At 63.3% G+C, this 15,603-nt stretch carries 15 protein-coding genes and 3 pseudogenes; 12 read left to right on the top strand and 6 right to left on the bottom strand.

What is annotated here, in order from left to right; translation table 11 throughout:
• Positions 1 to 556: recombinase family protein (locus AHiyo1_RS19980; RefSeq protein WP_216363268.1), on the top strand; the 556-nt coding region annotated here is incomplete at its 5' end.
• 221 nt (positions 557 to 777) lie between these two features.
• Here the strand turns inward: AHiyo1_RS19980 and AHiyo1_RS19975 are convergent.
• On the bottom strand, positions 778 to 1,497 hold the full coding sequence (locus AHiyo1_RS19975; RefSeq protein WP_059389733.1) for a DUF3592 domain-containing protein: 720 nt from the start codon (positions 1,495 to 1,497) through the stop codon (positions 778 to 780).
• 752 nt (positions 1,498 to 2,249) lie between these two features.
• Here AHiyo1_RS19975 and AHiyo1_RS19970 point away from each other — a divergent pair.
• From AHiyo1_RS19970 to AHiyo1_RS19925, 11 genes and pseudogenes are all read left to right on the top strand, one after another.
• On the top strand, positions 2,250 to 3,545 hold the full coding sequence (locus tag AHiyo1_RS19970; protein ID WP_059389732.1) for a Vgb family protein: 1,296 nt from the start codon (positions 2,250 to 2,252) through the stop codon (positions 3,543 to 3,545).
• 213 nt (positions 3,546 to 3,758) lie between these two features.
• Positions 3,759 to 4,335 (top strand): annotated as a pseudogene (locus tag AHiyo1_RS19965) (transposase); the annotation flags it as partial.
• A 56-nt stretch (positions 4,336 to 4,391) separates the two neighbouring features.
• Complete coding sequence (locus tag AHiyo1_RS19960) at positions 4,392 to 4,832, top strand: recombinase family protein (RefSeq protein ID WP_253257490.1); 441 nt, start codon at positions 4,392 to 4,394, stop codon at positions 4,830 to 4,832.
• Between the two features lie 49 nt (positions 4,833 to 4,881).
• Positions 4,882 to 5,373 carry a hypothetical protein gene (locus AHiyo1_RS19955; RefSeq protein WP_059389729.1) on the top strand — a complete coding sequence of 164 codons (492 nt, stop codon included), beginning with the start codon at positions 4,882 to 4,884 and terminating at the stop codon, positions 5,371 to 5,373.
• The gene (locus AHiyo1_RS19950; RefSeq protein ID WP_059389728.1) at positions 5,364 to 5,576 is read left to right on the top strand and encodes a hypothetical protein; all 213 of its coding nucleotides are present in this window, start codon (positions 5,364 to 5,366) and stop codon (positions 5,574 to 5,576) included. Before AHiyo1_RS19955 ends, AHiyo1_RS19950 begins: the two co-directional genes overlap by 10 nt.
• A 379-nt stretch (positions 5,577 to 5,955) precedes the next feature.
• On the top strand, positions 5,956 to 7,053 hold the full coding sequence (locus AHiyo1_RS19945; protein WP_059389727.1) for an ATP-binding protein: 1,098 nt from the start codon (positions 5,956 to 5,958) through the stop codon (positions 7,051 to 7,053).
• Positions 7,054 to 7,634: 581 nt separating this feature from the next.
• Complete coding sequence (locus tag AHiyo1_RS19940) at positions 7,635 to 8,246, top strand: recombinase family protein (protein ID WP_059389726.1); 612 nt, start codon at positions 7,635 to 7,637, stop codon at positions 8,244 to 8,246.
• Between the two features lie 125 nt (positions 8,247 to 8,371).
• Positions 8,372 to 8,767 carry a helix-turn-helix domain-containing protein gene (locus AHiyo1_RS27360; protein ID WP_253257489.1) on the top strand — a complete coding sequence of 132 codons (396 nt, stop codon included), beginning with the start codon at positions 8,372 to 8,374 and terminating at the stop codon, positions 8,765 to 8,767.
• Positions 8,698 to 9,714 carry a transposase family protein gene (locus AHiyo1_RS19935; RefSeq protein ID WP_340639356.1) on the top strand — a complete coding sequence of 339 codons (1,017 nt, stop codon included), beginning with the start codon at positions 8,698 to 8,700 and terminating at the stop codon, positions 9,712 to 9,714. Before AHiyo1_RS27360 ends, AHiyo1_RS19935 begins: the two co-directional genes overlap by 70 nt.
• Positions 9,714 to 10,526: an AAA family ATPase gene (locus tag AHiyo1_RS19930; RefSeq protein ID WP_059389725.1), complete on the top strand. Its 813-nt coding sequence runs from the start codon at positions 9,714 to 9,716 to the stop codon at positions 10,524 to 10,526. Before AHiyo1_RS19935 ends, AHiyo1_RS19930 begins: the two co-directional genes overlap by 1 nt.
• A 26-nt stretch (positions 10,527 to 10,552) precedes the next feature.
• Positions 10,553 to 11,112: pseudogene (locus tag AHiyo1_RS19925) on the top strand (recombinase family protein).
• Positions 11,113 to 11,334: 222 nt separating this feature from the next.
• Here AHiyo1_RS19925 and AHiyo1_RS19920 read toward each other — a convergent pair.
• The 5 genes and pseudogenes from AHiyo1_RS19920 to AHiyo1_RS19900 all read right to left on the bottom strand — a co-directional run.
• Positions 11,335 to 11,811 (bottom strand): IclR family transcriptional regulator, encoded by a 477-nt coding sequence (locus tag AHiyo1_RS19920; RefSeq protein ID WP_445286243.1) that lies wholly within the window; start codon positions 11,809 to 11,811, stop codon positions 11,335 to 11,337.
• Between the two features lie 41 nt (positions 11,812 to 11,852).
• On the bottom strand, positions 11,853 to 12,515 hold the full coding sequence (locus AHiyo1_RS19915; protein ID WP_059389723.1) for a GntR family transcriptional regulator: 663 nt from the start codon (positions 12,513 to 12,515) through the stop codon (positions 11,853 to 11,855).
• 287 nt (positions 12,516 to 12,802) lie between these two features.
• The gene (locus AHiyo1_RS19910; protein WP_216363267.1) at positions 12,803 to 14,212 is read right to left on the bottom strand and encodes an NAD(P)/FAD-dependent oxidoreductase; all 1,410 of its coding nucleotides are present in this window, start codon (positions 14,210 to 14,212) and stop codon (positions 12,803 to 12,805) included.
• Between the two features lie 16 nt (positions 14,213 to 14,228).
• Entirely contained in the window at positions 14,229 to 14,963 is a 735-nt protein-coding gene (locus tag AHiyo1_RS19905; RefSeq protein WP_059389722.1) for an SDR family NAD(P)-dependent oxidoreductase, read from the bottom strand.
• A gap of 36 nt (positions 14,964 to 14,999) precedes the next feature.
• Positions 15,000 to 15,603, bottom strand: a pseudogene (locus AHiyo1_RS19900) (alanine racemase); the annotation flags it as partial.

The raw sequence follows: 15,603 nt of genomic DNA, 5'->3' as shown, positions 1-15,603 counted from the left end.
GGCAGCGTTGGAGGCAGCCCGGGAGATCAAGGCCCACGCCCCGCACTGCCGGGTCATCTTCACCGTCTACGAGATGAAACGGCTCGGCCGGGATTCCGCCGAACTGACCGCCCTCGCCGACCACCTCACCGCACACGGCATCGCCCTGGAAATGCTCGCCGGACCCCTCACCGGAATCTACGACCCGACCGGCACCGGCCGGGTACTGTTCGCGTTCTTCGCCGCGATGGCCGAAACCGAACGGGAGAACATCCGCGAAGCCACCCTCGAAGGCCTCAACGCTGCAGCCCGCAAGGGAAACCATGGCGGACGCCCACCGGTCATCACCGACGACATGCTACACACCGTGCTGCGCCGCCGCACGAACGGTGAGTCCCTCCACGACATCCGCCTTAACCTGATCATCCCCACCGGCAAACGCAAAGGCCGCAACCCCAGCCTGGCCAGCATCTACCGGGCGCTCACCGAACACGAGAAACGCAAGGCCCACCCCGAAGCCGTCGAGCAGGCCCACGCCGACTTCGCCACGCTCCAGCCAAGCACCCGAAACGACTGAACGGCCCGGTTACCGTTCGGCTGCCATATTCATATCCGCCCGATTTGTCCTCGATACTGCGGGGACCCCTCATGACTCGACTCCTGCAACCCCGTTCGAGCCCCGAAGTACGCTCCAGGAAACTAAGAACTTCAAACCCAGAACATGCCAGCCGCCCACGTGGTCGCATCCCAGCCAAAACCGGCGAAATGCATTTGGAGGTTGGACTTGGAGGAGTAGGGTCAGGCTCCCATGGCCCTGAGTTCGGTATTGTTGGGCACATACAGGCGGACCAGCCAAAGTCGAGGGTCGCCCGCGGTTGAGAGGAGCGAGAGGCCGGTCCCGTCGGTGGCCACCGCGAATTCGAGGCGGTCTCCGGAGCGCGGCAGTGGCCGCCAGGGCCCTTGGCCGCGGTAGCTGAGGAGGAAGAGTCGGCTCGCCCCCGCGGTGTCCTCCGCTTCAAGCAGGAGAGTGTCGCCGCCACGGTCCATGTGTCCCTTCATAACGGCGGTGAGCTCGTGCCAGTCCGGGCCGAGTGAGACGAGGCGGCGCACCCGGCGGTATGCGGTCGCTTTCGCCCGCAGGTACACGCCCGAAGCGCCGATGAGCGCGATTGCCCCGAAACCGACAAGCCAAGGCCAGGCGCCTGCATTCGAGCGAGGATCGAGGACATGTACGTCCTTGGGGACCCGTGGGTCAACGGCAATCTGCAGTACCGTGCCGACTGGCGGCGCTGTGGCACAGGCGACCGGGTCACTAGAGGTGCCTTGGAACTGCCTCCCGTCAAGGGCGAATGCAATCGTCAGCGTGCATTGCCTATTTGCCCGGGAGTCGATATGCACCAGACCAGTAACCGTCCCGTCAGCGTGCTGGTAACTAGCTGTGAACGGCGCGATCACCGACCCCAGGCTGTAGGCGAAGAACATCACGACAGCCGCGAAGATGGTGACGGCGGCTGCCACCGAAATTCGAAGAGACCTACGTAGAGGGTTCCCTTCCCATGTCGGCGGCGCGTAACGCAGTTGAGGGGCCCCCTTGAGCCGAACTCCATCCGGCAGTGCTATCGACTCAGCTCCCATGCTCAGCAAGTCTAGCGCCGTCTGATCGAATCCATCTGCCGACCCTAGCCAAGCAGATACTCAATACCAGCCACCTCTGGCAGTCAAAAGGGACTGCTGAAGGTTTAGTTGACAGCTGGGTTCTCATCGGCGATGAACCGGTATCCGAAGGCAGGATCGTCGCGGTGGTGATCGATGGCGGCGTCGATCAGGTGTGATCAGCAACGACGACGCAAGCGAACGCTGGCTGATCACCGAAGCTTACAAGTTGGCAGGGGATTTCAAACCTGGATTTCCGCAGGTAAGAAGGGGGTGCCCGCAAGAAGCTTCAGCCTCCTAGGCCCGGTACTCTAGGGGTGGTAACCGAATACCCTGAAAGGGGCCGTGGCCCGTGACCGGTCCAAGGTGTGGTCTGTGGTGGCTGGCCATCCCGACTGTGGGTAAGGTTTTGGGGTTCGGGTGGTGAACTTGCCGGGGGTGTCGGGTTGGGGTCGATTGATCGGACCGCCTACCCCCGTGCCCAGAGTAAAGGCGTCCCAGAATCCAGGGGAGAGCAGGCAGGTGTCCCGCCCTGGTTCGCAGGAACCGAGGACGCTTGGTTGGGGTATGCTACGTCTCGGCGGACTCGACCGCCCGACGGTCGATGGGGGTGGCGGGTGCGGTTCACGCACGTTCTGAGCTTGGTCTTCGCAGGGGTTCTGCTGCTGCTTGGCGCGGGCCCCTCGTCGGCGTCCTCCGGGGACACTGTGATAGTCGGCGGCACGCCGCTCAGCGTGGTCATCGGTCCGGACGGCACGGCGTATATCGGCGACTACTCGGGAGGAACGCTCACGTCCGCCGGCGGAGGCGTGGGAGTCCTCACTGCCGGCGCGTCCAATCCCTCAGAGATCCTCACGACCGGCTTCGGCGTCGCGGGCCTGGCGGTATCCGCCGACGGCACCCTTTTCGCCGACGGGTGGGATTCCGCCCAAAGGCAGGAGCTGATCGGCGTGATCCCCAAAGGCGCGCCCGGTGTGACCCGCACGATCCCGGTCACGCCGGGCGCCCACCTGATCGCCGCAGCACCCGATGGGACGGTCTATGTTCCCAACCACGACTTGAACACCGTCTCAGTCATCCCGCCCGGGGCGGACGCGGTCTCGCGGGAGATCCCAGTCGGGGCGGGACCGAGAGAGGTGGCCGTCGGGAAGGATGGCACCGCCTACGTCACGAGCCAGGAGGCCGGAACGGTCTCGGTGATCCCGGCGGGCGCCAGCAGCGTCTCCCGGAGCATCCAGGTCAGCGCCACGCCGGGCACGACAGACAACCCCCACGGCATCGCGCTCGGCCCCGACGGTTCCCTGTACGTCGCGGACATCACCGGGAACGCCGTCGCCGTGATCAAGCCCGGGGGCACAGACGTGGCGTACCGGGTGCGCGTGTCCGAAGGCCCGAAGGAGCTCGCGGTCGGCGCCGATGGCACAGTCTATGTCGTCGCCACTGCCCAGAATCTGTCCATCATCAGGCCAGACGGCACCGCTGTCGCCCACAGCCTAGCCATAGCGGAGAACCCGGGCCATCTCGCCGTCGCCCCCAACGGATCGGTCATCGTCACCAACCCCGATGATCATACCGTCTCCGTCCTCGGGCCGAGGCTCCTCCAGCCGGTCGCCCCCACAGCTGCGGCTGCCCAGTCAGCGCCGACGCAGTCGCAGGCTGCCGCACCATCCCAGCAGACGCAGAGCACTGGCGTGACCGCCGATACGTGGGGCAGCATGCCGATCGTCCTCGGCATGTCCGGCCTGGCGGTACTCGGGGCAGCTGCCGCGGTGATCATCGTCAGCCGGCGGAGAAGCGAGCGAGCCAAGCACGAGGCCTCGGCGTGGCCGATCAAACAGCTCGAGCCCGAACAGCTCGAGCCGAGCAAACCCATTGGCCCTCCCAGCCCCAGCAGCAGAGAAAACCAGCCGTAAGTGGATCCTGCGATCACACCGCTTCGGAATATAGTGCGTGAGTCTCAGCCCGAAGCTGACTCCCAAGCATCAGGGTAAAAACGAGCCGAATTATCCGATCATGACAAACTTGTCAAGATAAATTAGTGCACGGTGGTGGTTGGGTCCCCGCGTAAAGGGTCCGGTGTTAGAAAGTTTCGTGTCGGAGAATGGACGCAGGAGGAAATTCGAAACATGGCACGCAGACACACCCCCGAACAGGTCATCGCCAAAGTCCGGCAGGGGCAGAAAATGCTCAACGACGGGCGCCCGATGGTCGAGGTCATCAAGGAGCTCCAGGTCACCGAGGCGACCTGGTACCGGCGGCTGAACCAGTACGGCTCCGAAGAGAACGCCGAGGCGTCCAAGCGGATCAGGGAACTGGAGAAGGAGAACGGCCGGCTCAAGCGGCGGCTGGCCGAAAAGGAGCTGGCCATCGACATCCTGAACGAGGTGTCTAAGGGAAAATTCTGAGCCCCGCACCCCGCCGCTGTGCCGTACGCATGGCGGTGGAGAAGTTCGGGGCCTCCGAACGTTTTGCCTGCAAAGTCATCGGTCAGAACCGGTCCGCGTTCCGCAAGAAGAAACCCGACATCGGGTTCGAGGAAGCCCGGCTCCGAGCAGCCTGCGTGACGTTGCCGGCAAGCATCCGGCGCGGGCTGGCGGAAGGCGCGCGCACCTGCAGGCACAGCCTGCGTGGGAGGGCGTGGCGCTGAACAGGAAGCGGATGCGCCGGCTCTGGCGCGACGAAGGACTGACCTGCAAACCCAAGGAGGGCTAATCAACAGTCGACGTGTTCCTGAGCCCGCCAGGCCCGTACGACGACTGTTGATTAGCCCCGGAGGAATGCTCGCCATCCACGAAGTCGACCGACTCGGACGCAACCTCCTCGAAGGCCTCATCGTCCTGAACGACCTGTTCCAACAAGGCATCGCCGTCAAAGTCCTCGCCGGGATCGCCGCCGGCGAACACACCCAACGTTCCTTCATCCTCGATATCGCCCTGGCCCTGTCAGAAGACCGCCGCCGCGACATCTCAGCCAAAACCAAGAACGGCCTAGAAGCCGCCCGCCGGAACGGCCGTGTCGGAGGTCGACGCCCCGTGGTTGACGACGACAAACGAGCTGCCATCCTGGCCCGACGCGAACGCGGCGAGTCCATCAGAACCATCGCCAACAACCTCGGCATATCAATCGGCGTCGTCCACAAAACACTCACCCTGGCAAGCCCTCAAATCGAACAAAGCCCAAAACAAGCCGCTAAAACGTGACTGACCGTTCCATTGCGGCTCAACCCCCGACTACCCGCAGTCATGGGACGTGCGCGCCTACATCGACGCTGAAATCCTCGAACCCGGCTACCACACCCTGGAGGCCGACGCCCAAGGCCGGGTCACCGTCGCGGAAGCCAGCGTCTACGTGATCCCCGACATCGGCGACGTCAACCTCTTCGAAACCTTGGACGCGCACAGCGCCGAACTGTCCCAATTCGCCGAAGCGTTCATCGCTGCAGGCTCCGAGCCCAATCAGCTCAGCACCGAGGGTGAACCAGTCCTCCAAGGCGACCTGATGATCGTGACCTGGGTGAGCGTCCAGCCCCGGTTCCGCGGGCACCGGGCCGGGCACCAAGTACTCAAAGCCATCCTTCACGCAGTAGGCCGCGGTACCGTCGTCACCGCCCTGCACGCGGCGCCCCGGCTCCAGGACGGCATGGAAGAAGGATCCGTAAAACACCGGATGGAATGCCGCGCCCTCGCCAAGTACTGGGTGAACTCTCGTTCCGGCCACTGCACCGCAACGTCATGGTCCTGACCTACGACGACATGCTCGTCATGCTCGACGACGATGACCAGGAGGACGAAGACAACAACCTCGACGAGCTGCGTGATGTGCCACTGCTTCAGCTCTCCCAGAAACAGCGCGACGCAGTGTTCAGGGACCTCCAAGTCAAGCTCGACGAAGCCCCATCGCACGGGAGCCAAACCATACAAACCGTGACTTCTAGCAGTCCATAGTTGGGGTCAATCCGGGTTACCCACGGCTGGAAATTGGGAGCCATAGGGTAGCTCCCTTGGCAGCAGTAGCGGTGGATAACCCATCAGGATTTTCCCCAGCTGTGGGCAGCGGAACTAATTGTCCAGAGGGTCTCTGGACAATTGAGCACCAAGCTGCCGCACAAACCAGTTCGCTAGGGAAGGAAGGCTCTGTTGAGCCCTGCATTTGCCCAGGCGGTGTCCGGACAAATGAGGACTGGAGCGTCGGCGCTCCCAGACAATGTGGCGGGATTGGGAGCCGGCCGGTACCGGGCCACAGCCACGGGGTCGCACAAACGCCCAAATGATAAGCTGAGATTCACAAGATTCACAGGATTCATAGACATTCACAGGAGTGCTCATGGAAAACCCGTTTCGTCCAACAGCAGGAGCGACTCCGCCCGATCTGGTCGGGCGCGGGGGAGTGCTGGACGAGTTCGCATACGGTCTACGTCTCGGTTCGGGAGCCCCGGGTCTCTTGACCATTTTCACCGGAGCCCGGGGCATCGGCAAGACCGTCATGCTGGGCGCCGCCGAAGACCTCGCCATAGCAAGTGGCTGGGCGGTAGTTTCCGAGACCGCGACCGGAGGGTTCCTGGGCCGCATCGGTGAAGCAATGCGACGGCTAACCAATGAACTGGGAGACGGGCCCACAGGCCGGCGGGTCACCGCGTTGTCAGTTGCCGGCTTCGCCGTGACGACCCAACTCGCTCCTGAGGAACAGGTTGACTGGCGCGTCCGCGGTGCAGAGCTTCTCCGCCTGCTGGCACAGCGCGGCACCGGCCTGGTCATCACCGTTGACGAGATCCATGCCGCTGATCGCACCGAATTATCCCAACTCGCGGCCGACGTGCAGCACTTCATCCGCGAGGGACTGCCCATCGGGCTCATCTTTGCCGGATTGCCTGCCGCAGTCTCCGACCTGCTCAATGAAGGAGTCGCCACGTTCTTGCGCAGAGCAGACCGCATCGACCTTCACGCAGCTTCCATCGCCGAAGTCGAACGCTCCTTTGCCGAGACATTTGAAGGCGCAGGTAAGACCCTCGGCCCCGAACTGGCCAGGAACGCGGCAGAAGGCACCGGCGGCTACCCTTTCCTGATCCAGCTGGTCGGCTACTACCTCTGGCAGGAAGCCGAAAGTGCCCTTGGAGGCCTGGACACTGCAGCCGTAAACAGAGCAGTCGCCGCAGCCCGCCGCCGAAACGAACGCGTGGTCATTGAAGCGGCACTGTCTACAACATCCGGGAGAGATCGTGACTTCCTTCAGGCCATGGCGGAGGATCACGGGCCTTCCTCCACCACAGACATCGGCAAACGAACCGGCATGCGGCCCAACGCCGTGGGAAACTACCGAACCCGGCTGCTGGACGCCGGGCTAATAGAGCCTGCAGGACACGGGCTTGTGGACTTCGCAATCCCAGGACTACGCGAGTACCTGACACCGCGCTCCACCCATTAGTAGAGGCCTCGTTCCGCCGAGCTTTTAGGGGAGGCGTGCTTTATGCCACGGGGTTTCACGTGGGCACCGGTGTGGTCTGGATGAGCCCAACGTTCGTGCGGGGCCTGCGGGTGATTCCAGCGGCGCTGCCCACGTTGCCCGGCGGCTTTGACTCCCGCCCTTCACAGGGAACTCCAAGGTTCGGACACGCCTAATGAACCGAAGCTTCGGTCAACCGCTATTTGACCGGAGCTTCACCAATTGAGCGTTTTCCGGGTACCTGGGGCCTGGGTCGTTGACGTCTTCTGTCAGATTTGAGTCTAAGACTGTTCGCCCGGGGAAATGCAGGAACCGTATTGTGTGACTTTTCGTTGGAAATGGCGGTTTTTTCACAGTCGAGAATGGCGGTTTACAGCGGTGATCGCGCAGGGAAATGCCAGTCGGTGAGGGGCGACGAGGTGCGCCTGAATCGTTCGTATTCGATACAAGTGAGTGGGCTCGTTCAAAGGCTGCGGTGAGCCCCGATTTTTGTAGCAAAACCCAGTACTCATTTCTATGTTCCGGTTCTTCCTTTGGTTGACGGGTATCGGTACATTTGGCGCATGGGAGATTTACTGGGCTACGCCAGGGTATCGACCGGGGGTCAGGACGCAGCCCTCCAGCACGACGCCTTGACGGCGGCCGGCTGCTACCGCATCTTCACCGACACGGCGTCCGGTTCCCTTGAGTCCCGGCCGGAACTGGCCAAGGTCCTGGATCAGCTGCGGCCCGGCGACACGCTGGTGGTGTGGCGTCTGGACCGGTTGGGACGCTCGATCCGGCACCTGATCGATCAGTTGGCTGCACTGCAGGAACGCGGCATCGGGTTCCGGTCCCTGCAGGAGAACATTGACACGACCTCTTCCGGTGGCCGCCTGGTCTTTCACATTTTCGCTTCGCTGGCGGAATTCGAACGGGATCTTGTCCGGGAGCGGACCAACGCGGGCCTTCAGGCGGCCCGGGCCCGCGGTCGCAAGGGTGGGCGCCCTTCCCTTCTGACCCGGGAGAAACTGGTGACTGCCCGGCGTCTCTATGCTCAGAAGGACATGACGGTGGCGAAGATTGGTGAAGTCCTCGGAGTCAGCCGGACCACCGTCTACCGGGCCCTGCACAGGGAACCCGCGGCCGCTCCGCCGCCCCGGCGCAAATCCGCCGCCACAAAGACGACGGTGTAGGCATGGGTGAAGGCAGTAAGTCTCTGGGCGCAGACACTGCTTTCGGGTCTGTGGGAAGAGCCCTGGCGCGGTGGGCTGTCCTGCGCCGCCACGTCGAGGACGGGGTCCCTTTAAAGGAGCTCTCGGTGGAACAGTCGATCGGGCTGCGGACCCTGGAACGGTGGCATGCCATCTTCAAAGAAGGGGGCATGCCGGCATTGGCCGGCTCCGAGCCGCCGCCACGGCCCCGCAAGATTCCGTTGGAACTTGTGTCGCTGATTAGCGGCCTGGCACTGGTGAAGCCGCCCTTGTCCACGGCGGCCATTGCCCGGAAAGCCAACCGGGCGGCAACGGATCGGGGGTGGCCCGCCGTCTCCTACAGCACGGTCCGCACCGTCACCAAGGGCCTTGACCCCGGTATGAGGACCTTGCCCATCAGGGTACGGCGGCCTACCGGGACCAGTACGAACTCATCTGGCGGCGCCGTGCCGGTGGGCCCAATGCCCATTGGCAGGCCGACCACACCGAACTGGACATCCTGATACTGGACGCCGACCTCAAACCAGCGCGTCCCTGGCTGACCACCATCCTCGATGACTATTCACGTGCGATCTGCGGGTACATGGTTTTTCTGGGTGCACCGTCCGCAATGAACACCGCCCTGGCCTTGCGCCAGGGAATCTGGCCCAAGGCCGTGAGCGGGTGGCCGATGTGCGGAATCCCAGACGTGCTCTACGTGGACCACGGCAGTGACTTCACAAGCCACCATCTGGCCCAAACGGCAATGGACCTGCATTTCGAAATCACCTATTCCACCATCGCCAGACCGCAGGGAAGGGGAAAGATCGAACGTTTCTTCGGGACGCTGAACACCGAGCTCCTCGCCGAGCTTCCAGGGCACCTGAGCCCCGGGAACCGGGCCCCGGAGCCGGTCCTCACGCTGCCCGAACTCGACGATGCCGTGGGCCGTTTCATCACCGGAACCTACCACCGGCGCACGCACTCCGAGATCAACTCCACCCCGAACCGGGCGTGGATCGCGGACGGCTGGCTACCCCGGCTGCCCGCATCCATCGAGGAACTGAACCTTTTGCTCCTGACCATCCCCAGACCCAGGATCGTCCACCGGGACGGAGTGCATTTCCTCGGGCTGCGTTACCTCTCCCCACTGCTGGCAGCCTACGTCGGCGAGCAGGTCATCATCCGCTACGATCCGCGCGATATCACCGAGATCCGCATCTTCCACAAGGGCCGGTATCTGTGCAAAGCGGGAGACCCGACCCACGAAACCTCCACCCTGACCCTCAAAGAGATTCAAAGCGCCAGGGCAGCCCGTCGGCGCGAACTGCGCAGTCAGATCAACGAACACATCGCGGTGGTCGCGGAGTACCTGCCCGACGCACTCCCGCCACGAGTCAGGCGCAACGAGAATTCACGGGCTGAACCCGCGAAGCTTCCCGCATTGCGGATCTATGAGGAGGACGACTGATGGCCGCCACAAGCTTTGTTGCCACGAAGGAACATCGCAGATTCATCGAGTTTGCCGACGCTGTGCGCCGCCAACGCACGATCGGCATCTGTTTTGGTCAGGCAGGAATCGGCAAGACCCTCTCCGCCAGGCACTACGCGAACTGGAATAAAGCCGCAGATCTCCTGGAGCAATGGGGGCCACGGGACGACTCGGACTTCCAGGTCTACGCGGCACTGGCCAGACGCCGGACCGTCTTCTACACCCCGGGGGTGCTCACTACGCCCAAAGAGCTCCGGACGGAAATCAACGATCTCACCTTGCGGGTATCCCTCTGCATCGACCAACAACTATACAAAACAGCCCAGAAAGCAGGCCCCGGCACCAGCGCGAGCAAGAACGTGGAACTGATCATCATTGACGAATCCGAACGGCTCGGCCCGACGGCCCTTGAACTGATCAGGGACCGCTTCGACCGCGACAACATCGCCTTAATCCTCATCGGCATGCCCGGAATCGAAAAACAGTTCAGCCGCTATGCGCAGCTATACAGCAGAGTCGGATTCGCCCACGAGTACCGCCCTCTCTCAGGGGAAGAGCTGCGCTTCGTTCTGGACCGCCGCTGGCACCGCCTCGGACAGGACCTCAACCCCGACGACTTCACCGACTCCCAGGCCGTCGCCGCAATTGCCCGCATCACCAGGGGTAACTTCCGGCTCATCGACCGGCTCTTCACCCAGATGGAGCGAGTCATGCGCATCAACGAACTGACCGCTATTACCGACGACGTCGTCGAACCCGCACGCTCCACCCTCGTCATCGGTATCAGCTGAACCATCACCCTTCCCACGGAGGACCCATGCCTGGACAGCGCATCGGATACATCAGGGTCAGCAACCTGGACCAGAAACCCCAACCTCAGCTCGCGGGCGTCCAACTGGACAGGATCTTCGCCGACAAGTCCTCGGGCAAAGACGTGAAGCGGCCCCAACTCGAGGAGCTGTTGTCCTACGCCCGAGGCGGCGACACCATCGTCGTGCACAGCATGGACCGTCTCGCCCGAAACCTCCTCGACCTGCGCGCCTGATAGAAAGACTCACCATCAGAGGCGTGCGGGTCGAGTTCATCAATGAAGGCTTGACCTTTACCAACGAGGACTCACCCAAGGCCAATCTGATGCTCTCCATGATGAGCGCCCTCGCCGAGTTCGAGCGCGCCCTGATCCGTGAACGCCAACGCGAGGGGATCACGCTGGCAAAAGCCCGCGGTGTCTACCGCGGACGCAGCAAAGCACTCACTCCCGACGAAGCAGCCGAGCTGCGACAGCTCGCCGCAGCAGGAGAACCCAAATCCGGACTTGCACGCCAATACGGGATCAGCCGGGAAACCGTCTACCAATACCTGAGAACAAACACCTGATCTGCCCGAAGACAACACCGGCAAGACACGAGATCTACCAAGCCAAATGTCACGCGTTGGACAGAACCAAACCGCCATTCCCAACTATAAAAACCGCCATTCCTTACTAAAAGTCACAGTATTGGAACCTATTCTGACGGTGTTTGACTGGGCTGCCCGACGTCGGGTTGGGGTGTACCCCTACGCACCAGGCGCTGCACCGTGTACCCGGCGCCCAAGCAGCTAGGCGAGCCACGCCTTCCAGTTTTCGCGAGGTTTGCACCCTAGGGCCAATGACACCTCAATCGCGACCCGACGAACATTAGGTGCCACCTCTCTGGCAACCGCTGGTGTGAACCGTTCTGCAAGACCTGAGAGTGAGATCGCACCGCAAACTGTGCCGTCGAGTCCAAAGACGGGGGCCGCAACGCCGCTCGCCTCCATGCGATGGTCGCGAAAGGACATCCCCATGCCTTCTCGTGCAATTTCATCCAGCCGGGCGCGCAACTGCTCGGGCTCAATCAGGGTGTAGGGCGTTAAGGGCTCTAGTGATTCGGCCAAGAGACGCTCACGCTCTTCTGGGTCCAGGAATGCCAACATTGCGTTGCCTGTCGGGCCGGCGTGCAGCGGATGCCGGACTCCCACCTCTACTCTCATCCTGATTTCCTGCGGTCCCTGGCCTGCGGTCCCTGGCCTGTGGGCCCCTCCGAGCGGAGGCAAGGTCGTCAGGGCTCATCGTCAGGTCGAATTCGGGGGTGCACTTACGTCTGGTTTGGAGTTTGGGCTCGGAGCGCGTTGTGGAGCTGATTGGACATCTCCTGCCGGAAACCATCGACGTTACCTTCCAGAGCAAGCGCAGCCAACCGCTCGTGTTCAACCGCAATGTCATGCAGGTCGCTGTAAGTAGGATGGTCGATCGAGAGGTAGAGACGCAGCTTGTTCTCCCAGCCGTTCCAGAGACCTCGCAGAACGGCGTTCCCTGAAAATTGGTAGAAGAGCCTGTGGAAGCGAAGGTGCGCGTCAACGCTGCCCGGAATATCGTTGGTGTCCGCGGCCCCATAGAGTTCCGCGATGGCTTGCTTCAACCGGAGCCGCTCAGGACCCTGTAGCGTTGGGGCAGCGAGCTCGGCAGCGTAAGGCTCGAGAAGTACCCGGACGGCTGCGATCTCGGCGATGTCGTGAGCACTCACTTCCGCAACGAACGATCCCCGGAAGGGGATTTTCAAGATCAGCCCTTCCTCCTCAAGCCTGGTCAGTGCCTCACGCAGCGGGGACCGACTGATCCCGAGATCTGCAGCGATGTGCGTCTCGCGCAGTTGCTCCCCAGGATGCAGGGTACCGTCTAGGATGGCGGTACGGAGCACTCCGTAGACCCCATCCGGCGTCTTCGTCCGCTGCTCCTGCCAGTGGAACTGGTGATCCATCACACAGCCTCCCATGTCGATTCTCGATTAGAAATTCACCGGTAGCTGCGACGGCGGTTCGAAGGGGCCGCAGAATCAGGCAAACGCGGTGCCTGCCGCGGCGAGAGCACCGAACACTTTTCCAAGGAAGGCCTATGGCAGGCATCCCGGGATTTCCATTAACTTCTCCGCTGCTACACCCACCACCGGGCCCTCATTCATGAACGGGGTAAGAGTCCGGTGCAGCAGGCATTTTTCTTGTGGGTTTCATAGTTGCCTTCGATGCGGACGACATTCCGGTTGGTGCATTATTCGTGAAGCCCGGCGAGTCTGCCGCCGAATCGGGCCAGGAGCGAGGTCGTTGTGGACTCCCTGTGCTCTTCCCATTGGTCGGCGAGACCGAAGAGCCGGTACATGGCGTGCACCCCCAACCAGCGGATGGGCTCCGGTTCCCACTTCCGTGCGCGGTAGCCAACCCATGGGAGTCTCGTCCGCTCTGTATGCCGTTCGAAGGCGAGCTCCGCGAGGGTCCTGCCGCCGACGTAGGCGGCTGTGACGCCGTGGCCTGCGTAGCCGGCAGACGCTCCGATCCCAGATGCCGGGTCCCAGTGCACGCCGCCGTTCCAGTCACGCGTGACGCCCAGGACGCCCGACCAGGCGTGCTCAGCCTCGAAGCGGATCCCCGGGAAGAAGGTGCCGAGCTTGTGCAAGATGAGGTCGATGGTGGAGCGGGGGGTCGATCCGTCGCCGCCTGTGCCTGAGGCGTAGCTGTAGGGGACGCCGCGGCCTCCCATGGCTATGCGGCCGTCCGCTGTTCGTTGGGCGTAGATGAACGTGTGCGCCGAGTCGTTGAGGCATTGGAGCCCGTTCCAGCCGATCTGCTGCCAGGCCTCGTCCGAGAGGGGCTTGGTGACAATCATCGAGGAATTGATCGGGATCACGGTCCGCTTGCCCAGCAGCGGTCCCGAATAGCCCTCGGTGCAGATGAAGGTCTTAGCCGTGGTGACGCGCCCGTTGGCCAGGGTGAGGCTCTTGCCCTCGACGCGCTCGATTCGGCTGCCCTCGTAGATCTGGACACCCATGGACGTCAGGGTGTTGGCGAGGCCGTACACGAGCTTCGCGGGGTGGATGCGGGCGCAGTGTTTGTAGAAGAGGCCGCCGTGGACGGTGGAGATGTTGATCTGGCTCTGGAACTCGTCACGGTCGATCAGCTGGCTTTCGTCGTCGGCCAGCCCGTACTTCAGGTCGGCCTCGCGCCTGGCGACAAGCCGGCTCAGCCCTGCCTCGGTGTGGGCCGCGACGAGCGCGCCGGCCTTGTGCTGGTCGGCGTCGATGCCCTCAGCCTTGAGGATGTCCAGGACAGCGTCGACGCCGCGGACGAATTCCTGCTGCAGTGCGCGGCTTGCTTCGATCCCACCGCCCCCAGAAGCGCGGGCGAACTTGGCGCGGTTTCCCGCGGGCATGGCCGACAGCCAGCCGCCATTCCGTCCAGATGCGCCGTAGCCGACCTGTTCTGCTTCGAATACCGCGACCGAGAGCGACGGTTCGATCTTCTTGGCGAAGTACGCTGCCCACAGGCCTGTGAAGCCGCCGCCGATAATTGCCAGGTCTAGGGAGTCTTGTCCTGTGAAGCAGGGGTAGGTGGGCCTCTGGGCCGCGAGCCCGGCCATCCAGAAGCCGAGTTCTCCGTTTCGGGGTGTTGCCGCAAGCGCTTTCATGTTTCCTTCTGGTTTTTCAGAACGCCGTGTATCCGCCGTCGACGGGGAGGACAGCGCCGGTGATGTAGGACGACTCCGAGGAGGCGAGGAAGAGGATTGCGTCGGCGACCTCCTTGGGGGTGGCGAGGCGCTGGAGCGGTATCTGGGCCTCGCGCTGGCGACGGGTTGCCTCAGGGTCGGGCCTGCGCTGGAAGGATGCTTCGATGATCGGGGTCGCGGTCAGGCCCGGGGCGACGACGTTGACCCGGATATTCCGCGGAGCCCACTCGATCGCTGCACCTTTGGCGAGCATGATGATCCCGCCCTTCGCCGCCGAGTACAGGACCTCCTCGGGCTTGCCGACCATGCCGAGGCGTGAGCCGACCAAGACGAACGAGCCGCCCGCGGCGGGCATCAGCGGGGCGAAGTGCTTCATCACCAGGAACGAGCTGAGCAGGTTGCTGTGCAGCACGTTCTTCGCGTCCTCGTAGGCCATCTCGGTCAGCGAGCTGCTGACCTGCAGGCCGTGGTTAAGGACGACGACGTCCACGGAACCGAAGGCCTCGGCGGCTTCGGCGGCCAAGCTCTGGACAAAGGCCTCGTCGTTGAGGTCTCCGGGGACGTACAGGTCTTCGGGTTCGGCGCTCTCGAGGCGTTCCCTGCGGCCGGTGAGCAGCAGTCGCGCCCCCTCACGACGGAAGCGGGAGCACACCGCCTGCCCGATCCCGCTGTTGGCGCCCGTCACAAGGGCGGTGACCTTCTCAAGCCTCATGGAGGCACTCCTTCGTGGGTAGGTAGTGGGGTTGCATCAGCTGAGGAATCCGCGGGCATCCACCGGCCACCGCTCCAGCGAAGTGCCCGTGCTGTCGGTGACGATGTACTCCTCGAAATTGACGACCACCGGGCAAACGTGGTTGGGCACGACCGGCAGCACCGTGCCGACGCCCGGGCGGAAGTCTCCGGGTGGCAGCGGCAGGAACCCGTGGTACTCATTGAGCTTGGCGAGGACGGCCGTGGTGCCGGCAATGCCGCCGTAGCCGTGCTCGGGGCTGCCTTCGCGGCTAAGGGCCTTGGTACCGACATCGAGGATGACCTGATCGGGAACCCAGTCGCTAACCACGGTGCCGGCGACGAACAGCGCGATCTGGTCCTCGGTGCAGTCGCCCAGCCGGGCGTTGTTCAGGTCGTTGAACACGTACTCGCCGGGCCGGATCTCGGTGATCACGCCGCCTGTGGTGAACTCCACCGTCGGTGTGGAGCCTGCGCTGACCACGTGCGCAGTGATGCCCGCTACACTGAGGCTGCGCACCGCGGCAGTGAGAGCCGCGTCCTGATCCTGCGCGGCACCTCTGCGTGCATCCGTGCCCGAGCTGCCATGGCCCGGGTAGGTGAAGACGCCGACCGGAACCAGG

Source organism: Arthrobacter sp. Hiyo1, assembly GCF_001263615.2.
In the GTDB taxonomy this organism is placed as follows: Bacteria; Actinomycetota; Actinomycetes; order Actinomycetales; family Micrococcaceae; genus Arthrobacter.
This window is presented reverse-complemented; position numbering and strand designations above follow the sequence as displayed.